The sequence below is a fragment of the Prauserella isguenensis genome, from assembly GCF_014191605.1.
GTDB classification, from domain to species: domain Bacteria; phylum Actinomycetota; class Actinomycetes; order Mycobacteriales; family Pseudonocardiaceae; genus Prauserella; species Prauserella isguenensis.
The window spans coordinates 1-23,429 of the sequence record NZ_JACHWU010000009.1 but is presented as its reverse complement, the minus strand read 5'-3'; the positions used below and the strand labels follow the sequence as shown (position 1 = coordinate 23,429).

The following is a 23,429-nucleotide window of genomic DNA, read 5'->3' as shown; positions in this document are numbered from 1 at the left end:
AAAGGCACCGTAGTGGCGCTCAACGCCCCGAGGGGCCCTCGAGGGCACAGGCCGGCTGCGGAGGGCGGTCGACGCGCTGTACGCGTGTGAGTGATCACAGGTGGCACAATGTGCGCCCATGACCACCGGAACGCCGCGGGCCGGGCGTCGGCCGAGCCTCGTCGACCTGGCGATGCTCGTGCTCGCCGCCGGCTCGGTGGCGCTGCTGTGCTACCTGATGTTCTTCGACGTCCCAGCGGAGACGGCGCAGACGATCTTCGTCGTCGACACGGCGATCTGCGGTGTGTTCCTCGTCGAATTCCTGTGGCGATGGCACCGGGCGGGCTGGGACAAGATGTTCCCTGTCCGCGGGTGGTACGAGATCCTCGGCATGATCCCGATCGCCCACCCGGCGCTGCGTGGGTTCCGCCTGCTGCGCATCGTCGTGGTGGTCGTGCGGCTTGCGCGCACCGCGGACCGGGCCTTCGGGGAACGTTTCACGCAGAAGCTCGTCGAGCGCTATTCGACGACGATCGTGCAGGCCATCAAGAAGCCCGTGACGGTCGTCGTGCTCGACGAGGTGGTGAAGGTCCTCGAGACCGGCAACTATCCGGAGAACCTGGCGCGGTCGCTGTCGCAGAACCAGGAGATGCTGCGCGAGATCGTCACCGAGAAGCTCAAGAACGATCCGCAGGCGGGCCGGTTCTCGCGGCTGCCGTTCCACGACGAGGTCGTCCATTCGGTGACCGACACGGTGATCCGCATCGTGCTGGAAGTGCTCGCCGATGATCGCATCGACCATTTCTTCGCCGAGGTGGTGCGCGAGAACCGGCAGCAGATCCGTGAGGCCGTCAGCCTCGGTCTGCACTACGAGGACGATCCCGAACTCGCCGAGCGACTGCCCGCCCGGCCGGAGCGGTCGCTCTTCAGCTGAGAACGGTCACGGCGCTGTCAGGTCCTGCGTTTCGTCCCGCGGGTCGGCGTGGCGGTGCGCGGGTCGTCGGGCCACGGGTGTTTCGGGTATCGGCCGCGTAGTTCGGCCCGCACCGAGGCGTACCCCGAATCCCAGAACGAGTCCACATCGGACGTCACGGCGGCCGGCCTGCCCGCCGGCGAGAGCAGGTGCAGCACGACAGGCACGTTGCCGCCTGCGATCCGCGGGGTGGCGCGCCAGCCGAACGTCTCCTGGAGTTTCACCGCCAGCACCGGATCGTCACCGGAGTAGTCGACGCGGACGCTGGACCCGGACGGCACGTCGATCCGCTCGGGGGCGAGTTCGTCGAGCCTGCGCGCCTCCTGCCACGGCAGCAGCCTGCGCAGGGACGACGCCGTGTCGATCCGTGCCAGGTCGGCCCGGCGGCGCGCGGCCGACAGCTCCGGTTCGAGCCACTCGTCGGCGCGGGCGAGCAGCGCGTCGTCGCCGACATCCGGCCACGGTTCGCCGAGTCGCGCGTACAGGAACGCCAGCCGCTGCCGCAGGCGCACCGCGGCGTCCGGCCACGTCAGCACGTCGAATCCCTCGTCGCGCAGCCCGTCGAGCAGAGCCGCGCGCACGCGTCGCGGCTCGGGGTCGGGCACCCGGCGCTCGGCGAGGGTGATCGCGCCGAGGGCCCGCACCGACCGCGCTGCCACGTCCCCGCCGGTCCACGAGACCTCGTCTGATTCGGTCAGCAGGTTCGCCGCGACGAGTGTCGCCAGCTGTTCGTCGGCCCGCGCCGCCAGCCGCACGACGCCGTGGGCACGGCCGGGTTCCCGCGTGGCGTCGGCGACGGCCAGCCATTCCGCGTCGGCGAGCCCGCTCCCCGGCGGCAGTTCCACCGCGGTGCCGCTCGCCATGAGGTACACCTGCGAGGTCGCGTCGCGCCTGCGGGCGAGTCGCTCCGGGTACGCGAGCGCCACGACGGCGGCGACGTCGCCCGCGTCGCCGTCTGCCGAACCGCCCCGCCTTGAACCGCCCCGCCCGGAACCGGTCTGGGTCGAACGGCCCTCCTGCCCGACGAGACCCGCGAGGCGGCGGGCCTCGCGGCGCGCCCGGGAGGCCTCGGGCGAGCGCGATCGGCGCAGGTTCCGGAGAGCCTCCTCGACATCGATGTCTCCCGCCGACCCGGCGTCGAGCAGTGCCACGACCTCCGCCGCCACGTCGGCGCCCGTCTCGTCGGCGCCGTCCACCAGCGCCCGGGCGAGCCGGGGATGCAGCCCCACGTCGGCGAGTCGGCCGCCACGCGTGGTGACGGTGCCGTCGCCGGTGATCGCCCCGAGGGTGCGCAGCAGTTCCGTGCCCGCGGCCAGCGCGCCCTCCGGCGGCGGGTCCCACCACGACAACCCCCGCCCGTCCGGTGTCGACCAGCACGCCAGTTCGAGTGCGAGGCGTGACAGTTCGGCGGTGCGGATCTCCGGTTCGGGGTAGGCGGGCAGGCTCGCCGTCTCGTACTCCGGCCAGCATCGGTACGCCACGCCGGGGCCCTGCCTACCGGCGCGGCCCGCCCGCTGCTCGGCGATCGCCAGCGGGGTCCGCACGGTGACGAGCCCGGACAGTCCGCGCCGGTGGTCCACCCGCGGTACCCGTGACAGTCCGGAGTCGACGACGGCACGCACCCCCGGCACGGTCAGGCTCGACTCGGCGACTGCGGTCGCCAGCACCACCCGCCGCCGCGGGCCTTCGGTCAACGCGGCGTCCTGGTGGCCCGCCGAGAGTCTGCCGTGCAGGGGCAGGACGTCGACACCGGGCAGGTCGAGCGCGCGCGTGACCCGGCCGATCTCGGCAGCGCCCGGCAGGAACGCCAGTACGTCGCCGTCGGTCTCGGCCAGCGCCGTGCTGATCGTCCGGGCGACGCAGGCGTCGGTGCGTTCACCACGCGCGGGCGGGGAGTACCGCATCTCGACCGGGTACGTGCGCGCGTCGGCGGTGACGACGGGGCAGTCGCCGAGCAGCGCGGCGAGCCGGTCGGAGGCGACGGTCGCCGACGTCGCCAGCAGGCGCAGGTCGTCGCGCAGGCCCGCGCGCACGTCGAGCAGCAGTGCGAGCAACAGGTCGGCGTCGAGGTGGCGTTCGTGACACTCGTCGAGCATCACCGCGGCGACGCCCGGCAGCTCCGGATCGCGCTGCACCCGACGAACCAACAGACCCGTCGTGACGACCTCGATACGCGTGCGCGCCGACGTGCGGCGATCGCCGCGCACCGCGTACCCGACGGTGTCGCCGACCCGTTCGCCCAGCAGGTCGGCCATCCGTTTCGCTGCAGCTCGCGCGGCCAGCCTGCGCGGCTCTGCGACGACGATCCGCCCGCCGCGACCGTGGTCGTCGAACGCCTGCGCCAGCGCCAGCGGCACCAGCGTCGTCTTGCCCGTGCCGGGTGGTGCGACGAGCACCGCCGCGCCGTCGCCCGCCAGTGCGGTGCAGACCTCCCCCGCGACCGCGGCCGCGGGAAGCTCCGGCAGCTGCGGAACCTGCATGCACGCCTCCCTGGACAGGGGTTTTACCCGGTTTACGTAGCCTAGAAGGGGACCAAACGCGAGGAAGGACCCCAGTGGGCGGAGCGGAACGCAACGCACGGAAGCGGCGGCAGCAGCAACATCAGCAGGGCAAGAACGTCGTGGCCCAGGCACGGGGCTCGGCGGGCATGGCGGACGGCAAGCGCGTCGGCCTGATCGTCGGCGTCGTCGTGCTGGTCGCCGCCGTGGTCGTCGGCGGTGTGCTGTGGACGAACGCGTCGAAGAACGAGACCGAGGGGCAGCAGATCCCCGCGGCGCAGACCCAGTTCGACGCCCCGGAGAAGCGTGAGGGCGTCGTCGTCGAGACCGGCGACCAGGACGCCCCGACGACCATCGACATCTACGCCGACTTCCTGTGCCCGGCCTGCGGGTCGTTCTACGAGCAGTTCGGCGATCAGATCCAGCAGAAGATCGACGACGGGTCGTTGCTGGTGCGGACGCACCCGGTGCCGATGCTGATGGACGCGTCCGACCCGCCCGGGTACTCGCTGGACGCCGCGAACGCCTCACTGCTGGCCGCAGACGAGGGCAAGTTCACGGCGTTCCACGACAGCCTGTTCCAGAACCAGCCCGCCGAGGGTGGCCGCGGGTACAGCGACGAGCAGCTCATCCAGCTCGGCCGCGACCTCGGCATCGAGAGCGATGCGTTCGCCCAGGGCATCAGGAACGGCAAGTACGATGATCGGCTCAAGTCGGAGTTCCAGAAGACCTCGCAGAACCCCGACTTGATGCAGGAAGGGCCGCGCGGCAAGGGCTTCAGCACGCCGACCGTCACGCACCAGGGCGAGATCGTGCAGCTGACCGACAACTGGCTCGACCAGCTCACCTCCGGCAACAGCTGACGTCGGGCAACGGTCGACACGGCACGTGAGCCCGCTCCCGGGCGTGCTCGGGAGCGGGCTCACGTGTGCCGTTCAGCCATCCGGCGATACGCCGCGTCGGCCGCTCAGCCGGTGGGCGTCAGGAACTCGAAGTTCTCGATCGTGAACTCATTGTCGGCGTCGCCCTTGTTCTCGTCGAGGTGCGGCGAGTACGTGGTGACCTTCACGGTCTTGTCGGCTGGGCTGAAGCGCATGTAGCGCAGGAAGCTGTTGGGATCGGGATTGTCCGGGTCCTGGTAGTCGGCCTGGACCTGGTACACCGTGTTCCCGTTCTCGCCCTCACTTTCGATCATTCCCGCCGCGACATGGTGTCCCGAGAAGACGAAGGACACGTTCTCGTGTTTCGAGGCGAGCTTGTTCCAGACCTCCTCGCCGGTCTCGTTGCGCTGGTCGCCCTTCTGGTACGAGTGCGTGACGACCATCGTTTGATGGTCTGGATGGTCGGCGATGACCTGGTTGCCCCACTCGAGTTCGGCGTCCGTGGGCTCGTACTTCAGCGCAAGAACGAGCCAATCGGTGCCGCCGGCCGAGAAAGTGTGGTAGCTGTTGTCGTTTCCGTCGGAGGGGTACGTGCCGCCGAACGAGGGAAGATCGGCGAATTCGGACCGTGGGAAGTTCTCGTTGAACGCCGTCGCATCGCGCGAGTTCGCCGCGTCGTCCATGTCGTGGTTGCCCGGCCCGATGATGTACGGCACGGCGTTGTGCAGGTAGTCCATGCCGTTGACGGCACGCTGCCACTGGATGGCCTCATCCGAATTGTGCACCACGTCCCCCACGTGCAGGGCGTAGCGGATGTTGCGTGACTCTGCTTCGGCCGCGATCCATTTCCCGGTCGAGTCCCACACCGTCGGAAAGCTCTTGGAATTGTACTGGGTGTCCGGCAGGACGACGATGCTGAAATCTTCCTGCTGTGCGGCGTGCGGAGCTTGCCCATGGGCAACGGTGGGTGCTGCGACGAGTGCGAGTGATATCGCTGCACCGACAGCGGTGAAACGCTGGAATCGTGTGCGTAAATGCGCCATAGCTAATTCCTCCCCAGAGGATACCGGCAGTCGGGGAGACCATGGCACGGTTCGTCAGCGGTTCACCAGATCCGTTCGGAGGTTGTGAGTCCTGCGCTGCTGTGCGGTCGGTCGCGCCTCGCTCGGGCGGCGATGTCCGACTCGCCGGGCGACGGCGGGCCGCGTCCGGGTGCTGCCCGCCGTCGCCGTCCGTTCAGCCTCGAGCCGGGTCGACGCCGTACTGCTCGGCGATGTCGTCGAGCATGGCGTGCGCGCCCTGCAGGCTCACCGAGACGTACCAGGTTTCGTCGTCGACGTCGGTGATCTCGCCCGACAGCCGGTTCCACAGCGGGTTCGACTCGAACTTCTTGCGCGGATCGGCCGCCTGCTGGGTCTCGTCGGCGTAGGAGGAGACGAACACGCGGTCGGCGTCGAGCTTGCCGATGTCCTCCTGGCTGACGTCGACGTTGATCTCGTCGGAGGTGTCCGGCTGGCCCTTCGGCCGCTTCAGGCCCACGTCGCGCATGACGAGCGCGGGGAAGGACTCGCTCGCATACAGCCGCACGGTCTGCTCACCCTCGATGAACCGCACGAGCGAGTACGTGGGCGTCTCGCCCTCCTTCTTCTTGATCGCGTCGCCGATCGCCTTGGCCCGCTCCTCGTAGGCGCCGATCTTCTGTTCGGCCAGTTTCTCCTTGCCGAGCGCTTCGGCCAGCAGTCGGATGTTCTCCTTCCACGTGGCGCCCGTCGACTCACTGAACACCGTCGGGGCCACATTGGACAGTTTGGAGTGAATCTGCTCGTGGCGGATCTTGGCCGAGACGATCAGGTCCGGGGCGATGTCGTACAGCGCCTCGACGTCGGGGGAGTCGAGTTCGCCGACCTGTTTGCCGCCTTCCAGGTATTTGCGGTCGTCACCGAGGTATTCCGGCGGGCCGTCGGACGACGGGTACTTCGTGTACGCCGCGACCTCGGTCTCGAGTGCGGCCGCCGCGTCGGCGAAGCTCGAGTCCAGTGCCGCCACGGTCTGCGGCTTGGTCTCGATGGTCGTCTCGCCCATGGCGTCGGAGACGGTACGGGGGAAGCCGGACTGTCCCTGGCCACCGGACGACGCCCCTTCCTCCGACGCGCAGGCGGTCAGGCCCAGGCATGCCGCGAGTCCGAGGGCCGCGGCCGTGACGGCCGTGCGCCGTCTGTAAGACAGGAGCATGAGTGCCCACCTTTCCGTTTCGGTTAGGCTTCCCTAACAGGTTCAGGGACCATAGACGAGCGACGCCCGGTGCGAAAGGGGCGTCACGACGAAACCAGGAGCGGACGAGATGAACGCCACGCTCGCGGCGGATCCGGCCCCGACGGGTCGGCGTGCGCTGCACCGGCGGCGCACCAGGCGATTGTTGTGCCTGGTCACGCTGCTGGGGGCGCTATTGCTCGCCTCGGCGGCCAGTCTGGCTTACGGCGCGCACCCGGTGCCGTTCGACGCGGTCTGGCAGGCGCTGGTGGCGCCCGCGGGTGGTGAGGACGACATCATCGTGCGGTCGCTGCGCGTGCCCCGCACCGTGCTCGGCATCCTCGCGGGCCTCGCGCTCGGCGTCGGCGGCGCGCTGATGCAGGGCCACACGCGCAATCCGTTGGCCGACCCGGGCCTGCTCGGCGTGAACCAGGGTGCTGCGCTGGGCGTGGTCACCGCCGTGGTCGTGTTCGACGTCACCGCACTCGGTTCCTACATCTGGTTCGGCTTCGCCGGTGCGCTGGTCGCGGCGGTGCTCGTGTTCGTGCTCGGCACCGTGCGCGGAGGTGCGACGCCGGTCACGCTCGCGCTGGCGGGCGCCGCCGTCAGCGCCCTGCTCTACGGCCTGATCTCGGCCATCGTCCTGACCGACCGGCAAGGCATGGACACCTACCGGTTCTGGCACGTCGGGTCGATCGCGGGCCGGGAACTGGCCGTGGCAGGGCAGCTGGCGCCGTTCCTGATCGCCGGATTCGTGCTGGCCCTGGCCAACACACCGGGCCTGAACAGCCTGGCGCTCGGGGAGGACGTGTCGACCGCGCTCGGCCGCAACGTGCGCCGCACCCGGCTGCTCGGCATCGTCGCGATCACACTGCTGGTCGGCGCCGCGGTGTCGGCGTGTGGTCCGATCGCGTTCGTCGGGCTGCTCGTGCCGCACATCGCGCGGGTGCTCACCGGGCCCGACTACCGGTGGCTCGTGCCGTGCGCGGGACTGCTCGGTGCGGTGCTGGTGCTGCTCGCGGACGTGCTCGGGCGGCTCATCGCGGGCGACACCCTGGAGGTCGGCATTCTGCTGGCCGCCGTCGGTGCGCCCGGGTTCATTCATCTGGTCCGGCGGCGAGGGTTGAGCAAGATATGAGTGCCGTGCGTGACATCGAATCCGTACCCGGCCGCAAGCAGGTGCAGGTGGGCGGGCTGGCGGCCTCGTTCCGGCCCCGGTCGGTGCTCGTGCCCGTGATCTGCCTGGTGTTGCTGGTGCTGGTCGCCGCGTTGAACATCGGGCGCGGCAGCTCGGACATCGCGTTGCTGGACGTGCTGCGCACGCTGGCGGGCGGGGGAGACCGCGCCGAGACGGGCATCATCTTCGACCTGCGGTTGCCCCGCACGCTCGCCGGTGTGCTCGTGGGCGCCGCGTTCGGGTTGGCAGGGGCGCTGTTCCAGACGGTCGCGCGCAACCCGCTGGCCAGTCCGGACATCCTCGGCATCACGTGGGGCGCGGGTGTCGGCGCGGTGTCGGTGATCGTGCTCGGCGGGTCGGCGGGCCAGGTGAGCGGCATGGTCGCGGAACTCGGCGTGCCGCTGGCCGGACTGGCGGGCGGCCTGCTGGCGGGGCTGCTGCTGTACGCGCTGGCGTGGCGGCGGGGCCTGGACAGCTACCGGATGGTGCTGGTCGGGATCGGCCTGGCCGCGATCGGCAACAACGTCGTGTACTGGCTGCTGACCGTCGGCGACGTGGACGACGCCACGCGCGCGACCACGTGGATCGTCGGCAACCTGGCCGCCGTCGGCTGGGAGGCGCTCGGGCCGCTGGCACTGGCGTTGGCGCTGCTGGTCCCGGTGACGATCGCGGGCGTGCACACCCTCGGCGGGCTGCAGTTCGGCGACGACACGGCCCGTGGCCTTGGCATCCGCGTCGACGGGGCGCGGGCGACGTTGCTGCTGCTCGCAGCGGCCCTTGCCGCGGTGGCGACCGCCGTGGCGGGGCCGATCACGTTCGTCGCGCTGGCCACGCCGCAGATCGCGCTGCGACTCGTCCGCAGCCCGCAGCCGCCGATCGTCGGCTCGATGGTGCTCGGCGGGCTGCTGACCGTGAGCGCCGACCTCGCGGTACGTACCGTGACGCCCGGCCTGCCGGTCGGCGTGCTCACCGCGATCCTCGGCGCGCCGTACCTGATCTTCCTGTTCCTGCGAACGCGCAAGGAGGCCCGCGCGTGACCACGCCCCGACTGCAGGCCGAGCACGTCCGGCTCGGCTACGACGAGCGGATCGTCGTCGACGGCCTGAACCTCGACGTCGCCGACGAGTCCGTCACCGTGATCATCGGGCCCAACGGCTGCGGCAAGTCGACGCTGCTGCGCGGCATGGGACGGTTGCTGCGTCCCCGCAGCGGATCTGTGCTCCTCGACGGGAAACGCATCGACCGGCTGCCGACCAAGGACGTCGCCAAGGCCGTCGGCGTGCTGCCGCAGACCCCGAGTGCCCCGGCCGGGTTGACCGTCGCCGACCTCGTCGCGCGCGGTCGGCAGCCGCACCAGCACTGGTACCGGCAGTGGTCGTCCGGCGACGAGGAGGCCGTCGCCCACGCGCTTTCGGTCACGGGCATGAGCGCCTACGCCGACCGCGCCGTCGACGAACTCTCCGGCGGTCAGCGGCAACGCGCGTGGATCTCGATGACCCTCGCGCAGGAGACGTCACTGCTGCTGCTCGACGAACCCATCACCTATCTCGACCTCGCCCACCAGGTCGACGTGCTCGACCTGGTGCACCGGCTGCACACCGAACGCGGCACGACGGTCGTCATGGTGCTGCACGACCTGAACCTCGCCGCCCGTTACGCCGACACGCTCGTCGCCATGCACGACGGCGCCGTCGTGTCCCGGGGCACACCCGATGAGGTTCTCACCGAGGACCTGCTCTCCGACGTCTTCGGCCTCGACGCGAAGGTCGTGTCCGACCCGGTCGCGGGCACCCCGCTCGTGCTGCCCATCAGCGCCCACCTGCGCGACGAGCTCTGACTGAGGCATGACGAGGCCGTGCGACGCCGGTCGGCGGCGGGTCCGGCCGCGTCGGCTGCGCGAGGCGGACCCCCTGTGCGGGTGCCTGCGGGCGATGGGGTACATTATTTCGCACAGGCAGCGGTGAGAGCCGCGAACAGACATACGGGGCTATGGCGCAGTTGGTAGCGCGTCTCACTGGCAGTGAGAAGGTCAGGGGTTCGAATCCCCTTAGCTCCACCTTAGAGGTACTACTAGAACACGTGCCTGATTGAAGGCCCTGGAGTAGTACCTCAACGCCGGAAGGCGTGGATGGGCCACCCGCTTGGCGGGTGGCCTTTTTGCTGTCTCGGGGCTCCGGAATGGCGGGCATGGTGTGCTGTGCGTGCGTTGACCGTTGCGTCTGCTGGATGGCGTGGAGCTGATTGAAGGGTTCCTGGAGGTCGTGGTCGGTGACCTCCTCGTCCTCGATGTAGATGTTGTGGAAGATCGCCTGGTTGAGTAGGCGCCGCTGCTCGTCGTTGCACCGCCGGTACAGGTCCTCGGGGCGTTCGAGCAGCTTCAGGCTCACGTCGATCAGTCGGGCGGCATCGGTGAGGTCGGCGGAGGCGGTGGCCAGGCGCCCGGTGAGGTGCCGTCGCTGGCGTTCGATGTCGCGGAGCTTGGCTTTGACCTTGGTTTGCGGCAGGGTGCCGTCGGCTGCCAGGTCGATCACGTTCTCCTCCTGGGTGTCGAGTTCGGCGAGCTGGGTGGAGAGCTGCTGGTGCAGCAGCCGTGCGGACTTTTCCTGTTCACTGATGACGGTGTCGATCTGGGCTCGCACGTCGCTGATGAACGCCTGGCTGAAGCGGATCGTGGCGTAGTGCCGTTCGATGGCGTCCTCGACGAGTTCGGCGTTGACGTGCGGGGCGTCGCAGGTGCTGTTCTGCCGGTTGCGGCAGAAGAAGTACAGGTACTCGGCCCCCTTGGAGTTGATGGTGCGCTGGATGATCATCCGTTGGGTCACCCCTGCTCGTCGGCAGCGCCCGCAGAACAGTGAGCCCTTGAGGTAGTGGTGGTGCAGCCGGCGCCGCTCCTTGGCCGCGGATCGGGAGTTGATCCGGTCCTGAACCCGGTCGAAGAGGTCTTCGTCGATCAACGGCTCGTGTCGGCCTCGGACCTCCTCGCCTTTGTAGGTCACGTAGCCGATGTAGTAGCGGTCCCGCAGCATCTGCGAGAGCTTGTTGATCGAGACCTTCTTCGCCGGGTGCTTGGCGGTGGGTCGCGTGCGGAGGCCGCGGTCGTAGAGTTCGTCGGCCAGCTCATCGAGCGTGTAGTCCCCGGTGTCGTACAGCTCGAAAGCGAGCTGTACGAAAGGTGCCCGTTCGTCGTCGAGGACGATGGTGCGGATCACCCGGCCGTCGGAGTGGTCGATGTGGTTGAGATACCCGATCTTGGCGCGGCCGAGAGTCCCGCCAGTGCGCGCCTTTTGACCCATCTTGTTGGCGATGTCGGCGCCGGACTGGCGGGACTGGTACTCGTTGAAGGTGGCCAGGATGCCGTGCATGAGCTGTCCGACAGGCGAGTCATCGACTGCCTCGGTGGCGGAGACGAGCGTGACGCCGCGTTTGCGGAGGTCGGCCATGACGATGGCGTCGTCGTAGCGGTTCCGTGCCATGCGGGAGAGCATGTAGACGATGACGTAGTCGACATCGCCTTGGCCGCGCACACGGGCCAGCATCCGTTGGAATGCTTCCCGTTTGGTCATCTCCGTCGCCGAGCGGCCGGGCTCGACGTACTCATCGATGACGGTCAGGCCCAAGTCCTTGGCCTTGCGCAGGCACGCCTCCCGCTGGGCCGGGATGGAGATGCCCTCGGGGTCGTAGTCGGTCTTGACCTGCCCGGTGGAGGACACGCGCAGGTAGATCACCGCACGCGTCCCTGGTTCCACGCCATCCGCAGGGTGCTCGACAGGAACAGCGATATCCTGCTGCAACTCGTCGTTGGAGTCAGCGTATGCGCTGGTCATGACAGCCCTTCGTGATTCGTTGTGAGCAAACGGATTTCGTCCAAGGGCTCACTGGTTAATAGCGGCGCTCTGGCCAACCTGTCGGCCAGTGACCGAGCGGCCCAGGTCCTGGCCAGGCGAACAGCCGTTGCTCAACCCGGCGCTGGAGCCTCGTGCAGCACGGCGATCTTCGAGCGCTCCTTCTTCCTCGAACCGGGCAAAAGAGCCCAGCATCTGCATCTGGAACCGGCCCGTGGGAGTCGAGGTGTCGAAGGAGTGGTCGAGGGCCGAGTGGAAGACCACGCCGTACGAGTCGAGTTTTCCGAACAGGAAGTGGAGGTGACGCTCCTTGCGGGACAGGCTGTGGACGTGGCCTACCAGCAGGACGTCGAGCAATCCTGCGCGTGCGGCGTCCAGAACGCGTTGCAGCCCTGGCCGATTCAACGTTCCGCCGGACGCATGGTCGGAACACCGCATGACCGTGTGCCAGCCGGGTCGAGACTCTGTTCACTGAGACGCAGTTCGACACCTTCCTGACCGGGGTGCGCTCCGGTGAGACCGTCGGTCTTTGCCTGGAGATGACCCGCCGCACCGACGGGATGTACGCCTTCCGCGGCACCGTGCCCCAGCCCTCCGGGACCGGCGCTGAGCTGAAGTTCACCGAGGCGGAGGTCGTAGCCTTCCTAGACGGCGTCGCCAAAGGCGAGTTCGACCAGGAAACCACCCCGGACATGGCCGTGTGCGGCAAACCGGCCCCAGGGTTCGTTTCGGTCGACTCGCTTCATAGTCCACGGTCCGTAACGCGCTGATCGCACGTTGTCGGGGTCGGGGTACATGCTGCTGGTATGTCGGTTGCGGAACTTCGTACTTAGTTGACGCCTGGTTGCGCAACTTCCCGTTTCCCAGCTCTCCACCGCCCACCGCAGCGCCGAGGGTGTCTTGCGGTTAGCCGGCCGGTAGCTCGACTCGATGCCCCTCCAAGCCAGGAAGTCGACGAGTCTCAGCGGGCCAACCGGGTGGGGACATGACCGGCCCGGCGGGGCCAGCGACTATTCGACCCGGCCGAACGATTGGATCTCCTCGGCTTCCTGTGGTGTGAGCTGGCGGGGGACATCGCCGTGGGCCAGTTTGTCGCTCTGGATGTGGTGGCGGATGTCGTCAACGATCTCCGGGTTCGCCAGTGTCGAGACATCCCCGACGTCGCCGAAGTTGGAGATGCTTGCGATGACGCGTCGCATGATTTTCCCGGAGCGGGTCTTGGGCATGTCGGTGACGACCCAGACGTTCTTTGGTCGCGCGATCTTGCCGATCTCGCGGTCGATCGCCTGGGCGACCCTGTCCTCGATGTCCTTGCTGGGCTTCAACCCCGGTTTCAGGGACACATACATCTCGACGGCCCGCCCACGGAGCTCGTCGACAACCGGGACCGCGGCGGCTTCGGCGATCTCCTCGACGGTGAGGCTGGCCGATTCCAACTCCTTGGTGCCGAGCCGGTGGCCAGCCACGTTGATCACGTCATCGACCCGGCCGAGGATCCGGAAATAACCATCGGCGGCCTGCACGGCGCCGTCACCGGCGAAGTACGGCCAGTCGTGCCAGTCCTTGCTCTCGGGGTCGCGGCAGTACTTCTGGTAGTAGGTCTCGACGAACCGCTCCGGCTGGCCCCAAATGGTCTGGAAGATCCCGGGCCAGGGGTTGCGGATGCAGATGTTTCCCGCCTGACCGCTCCCGGCCTCGACGGTGTTGCCGTCCTCGTCGTAGATCACCGGGTAGATACCCAGTACGCCGGGACCGCAGCTACCGGGTTTCATCGGCTGCAGGGCAGGCAAGGTGCTGCCGAGGAATCCCCCGTTCTCGGTCTGCCACCAGGTGTCGACGATGGCTGCTTCGCGCTTGCCGGCGGTCTCGTAGTACCAACGCCACACCTCCGGCTCGATCGGCTCGCCCACCGTCGTCATGTGCTTGAAGCGGTAGTGGTACTTGCCCGGCTCGTCCGGGCCGAGCTTGCGCAGCATCCGGATCGTCGTCGGCGCGGTGTGGAAGATGCTCACCCCGAGCCGTTCGGCGATTCGCCAGACCCGGCCAGGATCCGGATAGGCCGGTGCGCCCTCGTACATCACGCTCGTGGTGCCCAGTGCCAGCGGCCCGTAGACGATGTAGGAGTGCCCGGTGATCCACCCGATGTCCGCGCAGCACCAGTACGTGTCGTCGGGATGGATGTCCTGGTAGTACTTCGAGGTGCCCGCCACGTAGGCGAGATACCCGCCGGTCGAATGCTGGCAGCCCTTGGGCCGTGCCGTCGTGCCGCTGGTGTACATCAGGAACAGCGGGGCTTCCGCGGGCATCGACACGGGATCGACCACCTTCCCGCGCTGCTCGGCGAGCAACTCGTCGACGAAGAAGTCCCGGCCCTCGACCATCGGACTCTGCGACCCGTAGCTACCGGGGTGCCGCCGCCACACGAGCACTTTGTCGATCTCGTGGCCGCGCTCGTGGGCGGTCGCGACAGCCTCGTCGGCCTTGGCCTTGTGATCGACCAGCTGACCGTTCCGGTAGTAACCGTCCATCGTCACCAGGACGTGGCTGGTCGCGTCAGCGGCTCGGTCCCCACACGCCGCACCGCTGAACCCGCCGAACACCTCGGAATGGATGGCGCCCAGCCTGGCGCAGGCGAGCATGGCAACGGGCAGTTGCGGAACCATCGGTAGGTGGAAGGTCACCCGGTCGCCGGTCTCGACGCCGCAGAACTCGCGCAGCACGGCGGCGAACTCGTTGACCTGCTGGTATAGCTCCTGATAGGTGATCGCCTGCGTGGTCTCGCCTTCAGGCTCGGGTACCCAGATCAGGGCTGCCTCGTTGTGTCGCGTGGCCAGGTGCCGGTCGACGCAGTTGTAGCAGGCGTTGAGCCGACCCCCGACGAACCACTTCCAAAACGGTGGGTTACTGGAATCGAGGATGGTGTGCCAGTAGGAGTCCCAGGTGAGCAGTTCCGCGTACTCCTTGAAGCAGTCGGGAAAGTACTGTTCGCTAAAGCGTTCGAAAAATAGCCGGATCGGCCGCATTCGCCTGGCCAATGAACCTCGCCGGCGGCTGGTAGTACTCCTCCTCACGCCAATGGACGGAGATCTGCGCCTCGGAGACCTGCGGCTCATGTGCTGTGGTCATGGCTTAACCTCCCGTAGGTAACTTCGATCTGGGAGGGCTTCGGCGCTAGCCCTCGGTGAGCAGCCCAGCGCACACGCTGAATTCGTAAAGCTCGGCGGACACCGCGGCCTCGCGGTTGAACGAGGCCACGTCTCCGCGTGTCACTGAGCTCCAGCACAAGACATCGGCGAGGTCGATCGCACGATTGGCGATCGAGGCCAGCTCGGTCAGCGGGTCGGTCTCCGCGTGGTGACGCAGCGACGCGACCCTACGCAGCGAGGTCTCGTCCGCGGCCAGTGTCTGCAGCTGCGCCAAGCGCAGGGACAGTTCACCGGCGAGGTACTGCTGTGTCATCGCCATCGCCGCCCACCCGTTCCAGGTCTCCTCGGGGAGGGGGCCACCTCCACGAGGTCCTGAGTGCGCCACCCATGTCTGCTTGATCACATCGGCGCCCAGCGGATCTTCTAGTGGACGTCATCCGTGGCGGACTCGATTGCTCGTAGCAAGCCGACAGTCAGCGTCTTGGTGAAATCCATCGTATCTCCGGAGATGCCCCCCGGGCACGTCAGCGCTGATGCCAGTCGCGCCGCTCCGTCATAGCTGCCTGCCCCTCGGGTTTCGCCTCGTAGCTCCCGGCGCGAGCCGAGGTCACCGAGCGGGCGCGGGCGGATGGCAGTGCTGGATCGCCGCGCCGCTTGCTCCCGCTCTCTTAACTTAAAGCCAGCTCGCGTGCTTGCCTCGAACCGAGGCGTGGTGGGCAGGGATGGCGATCTATCCGCTCCATCCGCCTGCTGTCGGACTGGCTTCGTGCAGTCTTGTTGCGGTGTATGACGTCTGTCCCCGCGTGCCTTCCCGGAGTAAATAATTGCTAAGGTTTGCAATTGCTGACTTCTTGTGTTCGGCTGAGCGGCGCGGAGGGATCGATGCGTAGGACTCGACTTCGTCGGGCAGGCGCAGGCCGGGGCCTGGCGTGTGCACGCTGGTGGTGGACACGCATCGAGGGTTCCGTGGAGGGAGCTGGATGAGCACGCCGCTGTATCAGCTGAAGGCTGAGTTCTTTAAGACGCTGGGACATCCTGCGCGGATTCGGGTGCTGGAGCTGCTGAGTGAGCGTGAGCATGCCGTCTCCGAAATGCTCCCGGAGGTCGGGATCGAGTCGGCAAACCTCTCGCAGCAGTTGGCGGTGTTGCGCCGGGCCGGGCTTGTCACCACGCGCAAGGAAGGCTCCGCCGTCTACTACTCATTGACGAGTCCGCATGTGGCGGAACTGTTGGCGGTGGCGCGGACAATCCTGACCAAGGTGCTGTCCGGGCAGGCCGAGCTGCTGGACGACCTACGCAATCCTGGCGCGTCCGCGAGCGCGTGAGCTGCGGTCACCCTGCCGTACCGGGGTCCTGCCGATCGGCAGGGTGACCGCTCCCCTCCGAAGAGGAATTGGGAGCACAGTGTGTTGAGTTTGTGGCGCAAGATCCGCAGGACGGGTCGGGTCGCCGAGCCTGCACCGTCGCAGCCGAGCGAGGAGCTTTCGGTTGCGGCGGAGTTGGGTGGTTCGGTGCAGATCCGGCATGTGGATGCCGGGTCGTGCAACGGCTGCGAGGTCGAGATTGGGTCTGCGTTCGGGCCGGTGTATGACGCCGAACGCTATGGTGCTCGGCTGGTGGCCTCGCCTCGTCATGCGGACGCGCTGCTAGTGACCGGCCCGGTGACTCGGAACATGGCCGAGCCACTGCGGCGGACCTACGAGGCGCTGCCGGAGCCGAAGTTCGTTGTGGCCGTCGGCGACTGCGCCCGGAACTGCGGAGTGTTCGCCGAGGCGTACGGGGTCACGGGTGCCGTGCGGGACGTGGTGCCTGTGGACGTGGAGATCGCGGGTTGTCCGCCTCGCCCGGAGGAGATCGTCGAGGGCTTGCGGAAGTTGACTGGTCGATGAACCTCGTCCATGCGGGCCTCGGTGCGGCCGTGGCCGTCGGTGTGCTGAGCGCGTTGCTCGCCCTGATCACTCCGCGACGACTTCGTCTCGTCCCTGTCGGAGTCGGGACGGTGCTCGTTGGGGCATTTGGCGTGCTGGCAGGGGCTGTTGCTGTGGCCGGACAGGCGTACTCGGTGGAGATCCCCGCGCTGTTGCCGTTGTTTGGTGTGTCGTTTGCGGTAGACGCGCTGAGCGGGTTATTCCTGGTTGTGACCGGGGGTGTCGCGATCGCGGTCGCGGTGTATGGCATCGGTTATGCCCGCCACGGACTCGACGGCCGGGGCGTCCAAGCGGTGTTGCCGCTGTTCGTGCTGGCCATGCTGCTGGTTCCGGCGGCGGCCAGCGTGGGCACGTTCCTAGTGTGCTGGGAACTGATGGCGCTGACCTCGCTGGTACTGGTGCTCGCCGAGCATCAGCAGCGCGACACCGTGGCGGTCGCCGGGCGCTGGTACGCGGTGATGACCCATCTGGGCATGGTGGCGATCCTGATCGGGTTGCTCGTGCTGGTGGCGCATTCCGCCGATGACTCGTTCCCAGCTTTGCGGGCCGCTGCAACGAATCTGTCGCCGGTCGTGGCCAACGTCGTGTTCGTGTTGACTCTGGTGGGGTTCACATCCAAGGCCGGGATCTTGCCGCTGCACGCCTGGTTGCCGCGGGCGCATCCCGAGGCCCCGAGTCATGTGTCGGCGCTGATGTCGGCAGCGATGGTCAACCTCGGTATCTATGGCATCGCCAGGGTCGGTTTCGACCTGCTGGGCGGCGGCCCCAGATGGTGGTGGCTGCTGGTGCTCGTGCTGGGCGCACTGTCTGCGGTCTACGGGATCTTGCAGGCCGCAATGAGCAGCGACCTGAAGCGGCTTTTGGGCAATTCGACGACCGAGAACATGGGACTTGTGCTGGTCGGAGTCGGAGCGGCCGGGCTTTTCGCCTCCGCGGGCGACGATGTGCTGGCGGGGGTGGCGTTGTCTGCGGCGCTGCTGCACGTGATCAATCATGCCGCGTTCAAGACCTTGTTGTTCCTCTCTGCCGGCTCGGTGCTGCACGCGACCGGCAGCCGTGATCTCGACGCGTTGGGTGGGCTTCGGGCAGGTATGCCAGTCACCACGTGGGGCTTCGGGCTCGGAGCGCTGGCAGCCTCGGCATTGCCGCCAGGAACCGCGTTCGTCAGCGAGTGGCTGCTGTTGCAGGCCCTGATCCACGGGCTGCCCGCCTCGGGCGCGGCGACCGCGATCGTGATGCCGGTGGCCGTGGCGGCCGTGGCACTAACCGCCGGGTTGGCCGTGGCCACCTTCGTCAAGGCGTTCGGAGTCGGGTTTTTGGCTCGGCCACGCAGCAGCGCTGCCGCGAATGCCACCGAAAGCCCGGTCAGCATGCTGGCCGGGATGGGGCTTGCGGCAGTGGCCTGCGTCACATTGGCCCTGGTGCCCAGCGTGGTCCTGCCCGCGGTCGGCTCCGCGAGCACCATGACCCTGGGGACTGCGCAGCCCGCTGTGAGCGGGCAGGTCACGCTGCAGTTGAACGGGGTCGCGGGAGCGCTCTCGCCCTTGCTGCTGACCGTCGCCCTTCTAGTGGTCAGCGTCGTCCTTGTCGGAGCGGTGCGCCTGATCGCGGCACGCCGAGCCCGGCGCACCGCCCGACTGTGGGACTGCGGTGCGGGACCACTGTCGCCCCGCATGGAGTACACGGCGACGTCCTTCGCCGAACCGCTGCAACGGGTCTTCGACGACGTGGTGCAGCCAGAACAGGACATCGACGTGACCCACCATCAGGAGTCGAGCTACCTCGTGCAAGCCGTGGAATACCGCCAGCGCGTGCCCGATCGCCTCGAACGCCGCCTCTACGAGCCTGTTCTGCGATTGATCACTGCCTGGGGGAGTGTTGCCCGCCGGCTGGCCACCGGCAGTGTGCACCGCTACCTCGGCTACGGCTTCTACACCGTGTGCGGCTTGTTGATCCTGCTGGTGGTGATCCGATGAACGCGTTGGGCGTGATCGGCGGGGTCCTGCAGTTCGTGCTCGTCGTCGCAGGATCACCCTTCTTGGTAGGGGTGATGCGCCAGGTGCGGGCACGGCTGGAAGGCCGTGCCGGGGCGGGAATCGGTCAACCGTGGCGGGACTTGCGCAAGCTGCTGCGCAAGGAGTCCATCACGCCACGCGGCACCAGCGAGGTGTTCCGGATCGCGCCGTTGGTGCTAGTGGCCACGACCGTGGTCGTCGCGATCGTGGCCCCGTTCGTGACGACCGCATCCGCCGTGGATTCGGTCGCAGACCTGTTCGCGGTGGTCGCCCTGCTGGCGCTGGGCACCGTCGCGCTGGCGTTGGCCGGGTTGGACACCGGCACCGCGTTCGGCGGCATGGGCGCCAGCCGCGAGATGACCATCATCGCGCTCGTCGAGCCGACACTGCTGGTGTCGATCTTCGCGTTGTCGGTGCGAGTCGGGTCGACCAATCTGGGCGCGATCGTGACCTCGACCTTGCAGGACCCGGCCCGGGTGATCTCCCCGGTCAGCCTTTTGGCCGCGGTGGCCCTGGTCGTGGTGATCATTGCCGAGACAGGGCGGCTGCCGGTGGACAACCCCTCCACGCACCTGGAACTGACGATGGTGCACGAGGCAATGATCCTGGAGTACGCAGGCCGGGACCTGGGCCTGGTCGAATGGGCCTCGGCGATGCGACTGACGGCATTTCTCGGGTTGCTGGCGAACCTGTTCGTTCCGTGGGGCATCGCGACCGCCGCCACGCCCGTCGCCCTGCTCGCGGGAGTCGCGGCCTTCGTGATCAAGGTGGTGCTGCTCGGGGTCCTGCTCTCTGCGGGGGAGGTGTTCCTGGCCAAGTTGCGTCTGTTCCGGGTGCCCGAGCTGCTGGCCGGATCATTCCTGCTGTCGTTGCTGGCCGTCACCGCCTCCTTCTTCCTGGCACAGCCCCACTGACGAATCTTCGATGGGAACCACCATGACGACCGAGCATCTGAGATCGCGATGAGTCACGACCTCTACGTCCAACTGTTGGACTTGGCCTGCGGCGTCCTGCTGCTCACTGCTGTACTCGTGCTGTGGCGCCGGGAACTGGCCGTCATCATCCGCGTGTTCGCGCTGCAAGGACTGGCACTGGCCGCTCTCGTCGCGGTCCTGGCTGCGCACGAAGGCTCGATCGAGTTGGGGGCCGTCGCAGTCGGAATCCTAGTGCTGCGTGCTGGGGTGCTTCCCGCGTTGCTGCGACGCGCGCTGGCGGCGGCTGGCGAAGAGCGCCGGGAGACCCGGCCACTGGTCAACGTCGCCTCGTCCCTGCTCGCTGCAGCGGTGCTGACGCTGCTGGGGTATGCGGTGTCCCAACCGTTGGTCGCCTTGGCTCCGTCACCGGCGACGCAGGCCGTCGCCGTGGGCATGACCGTCGTATTGATCGGGTTCTTCGTGCTGGTCACTCGACGGCGCGCCCTATCCCAGTTGGTCGGCTTCCTGCTGATGGACAACGGCATCACCGCAGTCGGATTCCTCACCACCTCCGGAGTCGGACTCGTCGTGGAGCTGGGGGTGTCCCTGGACGTGCTGCTGGCCGTCCTGGTCCTGCAAATTCTGACCACGCGCATGCGGGCCACGTTCGGCGATACCGACCTGGACGAACTGCGGGAGCTGCACGACTGATGACTCACCTTCTCCTCCTTGCCCCCGTCGTCGTCCCCGCGCTCGGAGCCGTGATCTACGCGCTGGCGGGATGGCGCCGCGCCACCGCCTGGGTCAGCGCCGCAAGCGCGGCGCTCGTGCTCGCCACCGCGATCGCCACCTCCGCCGCGGTCGTCAACGACGATCCTCACACCGTCTTGGCAGGGTTGCTGCGGGTTGATGCGCTGAGCGCGTTCATGCTTGTCGTGATCGGAGCCATCGCTTTCTTGGCCACGGCAGCGACACCAGACCACCTGCGTACCGAGATCATCGCCGGGCGGGCCAGTTCGCGCACCGCCGCTCGGCACTGCCTGCTGGTCCAGTTGTTCCTGGCGGCGATGGCACTCGCGGTGTTGGCCGCGAACCTGGGGATGCTGTGGGTCGCGGTCGAGGCCACCACCATCGTGACCGCGTTTCTGGTGGGACAGCGGCGAACTCGTCCCGCGGTGGAGGCGGCGTGGAAGTACGTGGTGATCTGCTCAGCGGGCATCGCGTTGGCGCTGCTGGGCACGTTCCTGCTCAACTACGCCTCGCAGCACACTGCTCCCGGTGCGGGTCTGAACTGGGCGGAGTTGGCTGCCAGTGCCCACACCCTCGACCCGGGCGTCACTCGCATCGCCGTCGTGCTGCTGATCGTCGGGTTCGGGACCAAAGCGGGCCTGGCGCCCTTGCATGCGTGGCTGCCCGATGCGCACAGCCAAGCACCGGCGCCCGTGTCGGCGTTGATGTCCGGGGTGCTGCTCTCCGTGGCCTTCTACGCAATTCTGCGGGTGAAAGTGATCGCCGACGCCGCACTGGGAACCGGCTTCGCCCGGACGCTCCTGGTGGTGATCGCCCTGGCTTCGCTGGCACTCTCGGCGTCACTGCTGCTGGCCCAACGTGATTACAAGCGGATGTTGGCCTACTCCAGCATCGAGCACATGGGCCTGCTGGCCTTGGGGGCCGCGGTCGGCGGACGACTCGCGATCGCTGCGGTCTTGCTGCACATCCTCGGCCACGGGCTGGCCAAGAGCGTGCTGTTCCTCGGGTCCGGACACATCCTGCAGATCACCGGCACCAGCCGCATCGACCAGGTTCGGGGCCTGGCCGCCCGACAGCCGGTCCTGGCCGGATGTTTCGGGCTCGGTGTCCTCGCCCTCATCGGGTTGCCACCGTTCAGCCTGTTCGCCAGCGAGCTTGGCATCGCCCGAGCAGGATTCACCGCAGGACTCGGCTGGGCGATGGCCGCTGCGCTCGTCCTCGTCCTCGTGATCGCCGCCGCCTTGGTAACCCATACCAGCCGCATGGTGCTCGGGGCCGCGCCCGATGGGCCGGGTGCGGCCACCGCGTCGCCCCGAATGAACGTCATCGCCGGTGCCGCACTGGTCGTCGGCCTCCTGGCCTGCGCCGCGATCGGGGTCACCACCGGCCCGTTGCACCCGTTGCTGTCCCTGGCCGCCGATCTCCTCGCGGGAACACCATGACCACACCCGAACACCACGCTCACGGCGAATCGGTCGGCTACCGCCGCACCGCGCTCACGATCAGCCCCGACGCGGTCCCCGGACAGGTGGGGGAGCTGCTGGATGCCGGATTCCGGATCGCTCTGATCGCCGGGCACGACGACGGCGACGCGCTGCGCGCCGTCTACCTGTTCACGCAGGCGGGCACCGATCGTCGCATCGAACTGCACGTGCCACTCGACCGCGACCATCCGCACCTGCCGAGCGTGGCAAGGTTGTCCTTCTCCGCCGGCCGCTTCGAACGCGAAATGCGCGATCTGTTCGGCATCGTGCCCGACGACCACCCGCTGCCACGCCGACTGGTCCGGCACTTCCACTGGCCCCAAGGCTGGTACCCGATGCTGCACGACGCCGGGGAGCCACCAGAGTTCGGCGACGTCGACGGTCCTTACCCCTTTCGCACCGTCGAAGGCCCCGGCGTCTACGAGATTCCCGTGGGGCCAGTACACGCCGGGATGATCGAACCCGGCCACTTCCGCTTCTCGGTCGTCGGCGAAACCATCCTCAACCTCAAAGCCCGCCTCTGGTTCGTCCATAAAGGACTGGAAAAGCTGTTCCAAGGACGCCGCCCCGAGGAAGCATTCGAACTCGCCGAACGCGTCAGCGGCGACACGGCTGTCGGGCACACGCTCGCGTTCTGCCAGGCCATCGAAGACGCCCGGTCGCTGTCAGTCCCGGTACAAGCCCAGCAGCTCCGCGCGATCCTGCTGGAACTGGAGCGCCTCTACAACCACGTCACCGACCTCGGCGCCTTGTGTAACGACGCGGGACACAGCATTCTCAACGCCCACGCTGGCCGCATCCGCGAACAACTGCTCCGCATCAACGATCACGTCGCCGGTCACCGGCTCCTGCGTGGCGGCATCCACCTCGGCGGCACCGCTGTCCGGCACCTGCCCGACACCGATACGCTGGCTTCCATCGGCGAGGACATTGCCGAGCTGGCCAGCCTCGCGCTGGGCCATAGCGTGGTGCGGGACCGCTTCTCGGGGACCGCGGTCTTGACTCATGAGCAGGCCACCGACCTCGGTACGCTGGGCTACGTGGCCCGCGCCAGCGGACTTGCCGTCGACGCCCGGCACGACCATCCCACTCTTCCTGAACCCGGGGAGCGTGCCTCCCACAGCCACACTCAGGGCGATGTCCTGGCCCGCTTCACTGTCCGCACTGAGGAGATCGCCCACTCCATCGAGCTGATCACACGTCTGGTCAAGGTTCTCGACGGCCGGACGACCTCTCCGGGCGACACCTCGGATGCCGGCCCCCATGCCGCTGGCTCCGGCGTCGGCATCGTCGAAGGCTGGCGCGGCACGATCGTGCACCGCGTGGAACTCGCCTCCGACGGCACCCTGCGCCGGGTCAAGGTCGTCGACCCCAGCTTCCTCAACTGGCCCGCCTTGCCCGTCGCACTGACCGACACGATCGTGCCGGACTTCCCGCCGACGAATAAGAGCTTCAACCTCTCCTACGCCGGCAACGACCTTTAGTCACAACCGCGGCCTAGGAGCTGTTTAAGAACGGGCCCTGGTGTGGGGATGTGGGGAGGTCTCCGGTAGATGGATCAACGACCAAGAAGATCAACATCTATCCGGAGA

18 protein-coding genes, 1 tRNA gene and 2 pseudogenes are annotated in these 23,429 nt (G+C 67.9%); 14 read left to right on the top strand and 7 right to left on the bottom strand.

Features of this window, described 5'->3' with window-relative positions; translation table 11 throughout:
* Nucleotides 1-118: 118 nt before the first annotated feature.
* A complete protein-coding gene (locus FHS23_RS21610; protein ID WP_183659057.1) occupies nt 119-913 on the top strand; it encodes an ion transporter in 795 nt (264 codons plus the stop codon).
* A gap of 17 nt (nt 914-930) precedes the next feature.
* Here FHS23_RS21610 and hrpB read toward each other — a convergent pair whose 3' ends face one another.
* The gene (gene hrpB / locus FHS23_RS21605; protein WP_183659055.1) at nt 931-3,432 is read right to left on the bottom strand and encodes an ATP-dependent helicase HrpB; all 2,502 of its coding nucleotides are present in this window, start codon (nt 3,430-3,432) and stop codon (nt 931-933) included.
* A 74-nt stretch (nt 3,433-3,506) separates the two neighbouring features.
* Here hrpB and FHS23_RS21600 point away from each other — a divergent pair, with 74 nt between their 5' ends.
* A complete protein-coding gene (locus FHS23_RS21600) occupies nt 3,507-4,313 on the top strand; it encodes a thioredoxin domain-containing protein (RefSeq protein WP_183659053.1) in 807 nt (268 codons plus the stop codon).
* A gap of 104 nt (nt 4,314-4,417) precedes the next feature.
* On the opposite strand, the gene FHS23_RS21595 is transcribed toward FHS23_RS21600, so the two are convergent.
* Nucleotides 4,418-5,422 carry a metallophosphoesterase gene (locus tag FHS23_RS21595; protein WP_183659051.1) on the bottom strand — a complete coding sequence of 335 codons (1,005 nt, stop codon included), beginning with the start codon at nt 5,420-5,422 and terminating at the stop codon, nt 4,418-4,420.
* 145 nt (nt 5,423-5,567) lie between these two features.
* The gene (locus FHS23_RS21590; protein WP_183659049.1) at nt 5,568-6,563 is read right to left on the bottom strand and encodes an ABC transporter substrate-binding protein; all 996 of its coding nucleotides are present in this window, start codon (nt 6,561-6,563) and stop codon (nt 5,568-5,570) included.
* A gap of 109 nt (nt 6,564-6,672) precedes the next feature.
* On the opposite strand from FHS23_RS21590, the gene FHS23_RS21585 reads away from it, so the two are divergent.
* The 5 genes from FHS23_RS21585 to FHS23_RS23450 all read left to right on the top strand — a co-directional run bounded on the left by FHS23_RS21585 (nt 6,673) and on the right by FHS23_RS23450 (nt 10,613).
* Nucleotides 6,673-7,719: a FecCD family ABC transporter permease gene (locus FHS23_RS21585; protein ID WP_183659047.1), complete on the top strand. Its 1,047-nt coding sequence runs from the start codon at nt 6,673-6,675 to the stop codon at nt 7,717-7,719.
* Entirely contained in the window at nt 7,716-8,795 is a 1,080-nt protein-coding gene (locus tag FHS23_RS21580; RefSeq protein ID WP_183659045.1) for a FecCD family ABC transporter permease, read from the top strand. The genes FHS23_RS21585 and FHS23_RS21580 overlap by 4 nt, the downstream gene beginning before the upstream one ends.
* Nucleotides 8,792-9,595 carry an ATP-binding cassette domain-containing protein gene (locus tag FHS23_RS21575; protein WP_183659043.1) on the top strand — a complete coding sequence of 268 codons (804 nt, stop codon included), beginning with the start codon at nt 8,792-8,794 and terminating at the stop codon, nt 9,593-9,595. Before FHS23_RS21580 ends, FHS23_RS21575 begins: the two co-directional genes overlap by 4 nt.
* A gap of 146 nt (nt 9,596-9,741) precedes the next feature.
* Nucleotides 9,742-9,814, top strand: a tRNA-Ala gene (locus FHS23_RS21570).
* A gap of 391 nt (nt 9,815-10,205) precedes the next feature.
* Nucleotides 10,206-10,613 (top strand): hypothetical protein, encoded by a 408-nt coding sequence (locus FHS23_RS23450; RefSeq protein ID WP_246382572.1) that lies wholly within the window; start codon nt 10,206-10,208, stop codon nt 10,611-10,613.
* On the opposite strand, the pseudogene FHS23_RS23445 reads toward FHS23_RS23450, so the two are convergent.
* The 4 genes and pseudogenes from FHS23_RS23445 to FHS23_RS21550 all read right to left on the bottom strand — a co-directional run.
* Nucleotides 10,497-11,582: pseudogene (locus FHS23_RS23445) on the bottom strand (recombinase family protein); the annotation flags it as partial. The gene FHS23_RS23450 and the pseudogene FHS23_RS23445 sit on opposite strands and share 117 nt — an antisense overlap.
* Nucleotides 11,583-11,630: 48 nt before the next feature.
* Nucleotides 11,631-12,041: pseudogene (locus tag FHS23_RS21560) on the bottom strand (recombinase family protein); the annotation flags it as partial.
* A gap of 569 nt (nt 12,042-12,610) precedes the next feature.
* Nucleotides 12,611-14,623 carry an acetate--CoA ligase gene (gene acs / locus FHS23_RS21555; protein ID WP_221219943.1) on the bottom strand — a complete coding sequence of 671 codons (2,013 nt, stop codon included), beginning with the start codon at nt 14,621-14,623 and terminating at the stop codon, nt 12,611-12,613.
* 148 nt (nt 14,624-14,771) lie between these two features.
* Nucleotides 14,772-15,065 carry a hypothetical protein gene (locus FHS23_RS21550; protein WP_183659039.1) on the bottom strand — a complete coding sequence of 98 codons (294 nt, stop codon included), beginning with the start codon at nt 15,063-15,065 and terminating at the stop codon, nt 14,772-14,774.
* A gap of 661 nt (nt 15,066-15,726) precedes the next feature.
* Between FHS23_RS21550 and FHS23_RS21545 the strand changes: the two genes are divergently transcribed.
* From FHS23_RS21545 to FHS23_RS21515, 7 genes are all read left to right on the top strand, one after another.
* Nucleotides 15,727-16,071: an ArsR/SmtB family transcription factor gene (locus tag FHS23_RS21545; protein WP_183659037.1), complete on the top strand. Its 345-nt coding sequence runs from the start codon at nt 15,727-15,729 to the stop codon at nt 16,069-16,071.
* A gap of 81 nt (nt 16,072-16,152) precedes the next feature.
* Nucleotides 16,153-16,635, top strand: coding sequence for an NADH-quinone oxidoreductase subunit B family protein (locus FHS23_RS21540; protein WP_343054164.1), 483 nt, complete (start codon nt 16,153-16,155; stop codon nt 16,633-16,635).
* A complete protein-coding gene (locus FHS23_RS21535; protein WP_183659035.1) occupies nt 16,632-18,650 on the top strand; it encodes a proton-conducting transporter transmembrane domain-containing protein in 2,019 nt (672 codons plus the stop codon). The genes FHS23_RS21540 and FHS23_RS21535 overlap by 4 nt, the downstream gene beginning before the upstream one ends.
* Nucleotides 18,647-19,603, top strand: a complete 957-nt coding sequence (locus FHS23_RS21530) for a respiratory chain complex I subunit 1 family protein (protein WP_183659033.1) — start codon at nt 18,647-18,649, stop codon at nt 19,601-19,603. Before FHS23_RS21535 ends, FHS23_RS21530 begins: the two co-directional genes overlap by 4 nt.
* A 48-nt stretch (nt 19,604-19,651) precedes the next feature.
* Entirely contained in the window at nt 19,652-20,314 is a 663-nt protein-coding gene (locus FHS23_RS21525) for a hypothetical protein (RefSeq protein ID WP_183659031.1), read from the top strand.
* A gap of 50 nt (nt 20,315-20,364) precedes the next feature.
* Complete coding sequence (locus tag FHS23_RS21520) at nt 20,365-21,795, top strand: proton-conducting transporter transmembrane domain-containing protein (RefSeq protein ID WP_343054163.1); 1,431 nt, start codon at nt 20,365-20,367, stop codon at nt 21,793-21,795.
* Nucleotides 21,792-23,321, top strand: coding sequence for a hydrogenase large subunit (locus FHS23_RS21515; RefSeq protein ID WP_183659027.1), 1,530 nt, complete (start codon nt 21,792-21,794; stop codon nt 23,319-23,321). Before FHS23_RS21520 ends, FHS23_RS21515 begins: the two co-directional genes overlap by 4 nt.
* The last annotated feature ends 108 nt before the right edge of the window (nt 23,322-23,429 follow it).

Bases quoted from the DNA above. Each gene is read 5' to 3' on its own strand.
- FHS23_RS21610 (WP_183659057.1), top strand. From the start codon at position 119: ATGACCACCGGAACGCCGCGGGCCGGGCGTCGGCCGAGCCTCGTCGAC.
- hrpB (WP_183659055.1), bottom strand. From the start codon at position 3,432: ATGCAGGTTCCGCAGCTGCCGGAGCTTCCCGCGGCCGCGGTCGCGGGG.
- FHS23_RS21590 (WP_183659049.1), bottom strand. From the start codon at position 6,563: ATGCTCCTGTCTTACAGACGGCGCACGGCCGTCACGGCCGCGGCCCTC.
- FHS23_RS21585 (WP_183659047.1), top strand. From the start codon at position 6,673: ATGAACGCCACGCTCGCGGCGGATCCGGCCCCGACGGGTCGGCGTGCG.
- FHS23_RS21580 (WP_183659045.1), top strand. From the start codon at position 7,716: ATGAGTGCCGTGCGTGACATCGAATCCGTACCCGGCCGCAAGCAGGTG.
- acs (WP_221219943.1), bottom strand. From the start codon at position 14,623: ATGCGGCCGATCCGGCTATTTTTCGAACGCTTTAGCGAACAGTACTTT.
- FHS23_RS21550 (WP_183659039.1), bottom strand. From the start codon at position 15,065: ATGGCGATGACACAGCAGTACCTCGCCGGTGAACTGTCCCTGCGCTTG.
- FHS23_RS21545 (WP_183659037.1), top strand. From the start codon at position 15,727: ATGAGCACGCCGCTGTATCAGCTGAAGGCTGAGTTCTTTAAGACGCTG.
- FHS23_RS21535 (WP_183659035.1), top strand. From the start codon at position 16,632: ATGAACCTCGTCCATGCGGGCCTCGGTGCGGCCGTGGCCGTCGGTGTG.
- FHS23_RS21530 (WP_183659033.1), top strand. From the start codon at position 18,647: ATGAACGCGTTGGGCGTGATCGGCGGGGTCCTGCAGTTCGTGCTCGTC.
- FHS23_RS21525 (WP_183659031.1), top strand. From the start codon at position 19,652: ATGAGTCACGACCTCTACGTCCAACTGTTGGACTTGGCCTGCGGCGTC.
- FHS23_RS21515 (WP_183659027.1), top strand. From the start codon at position 21,792: ATGACCACACCCGAACACCACGCTCACGGCGAATCGGTCGGCTACCGC.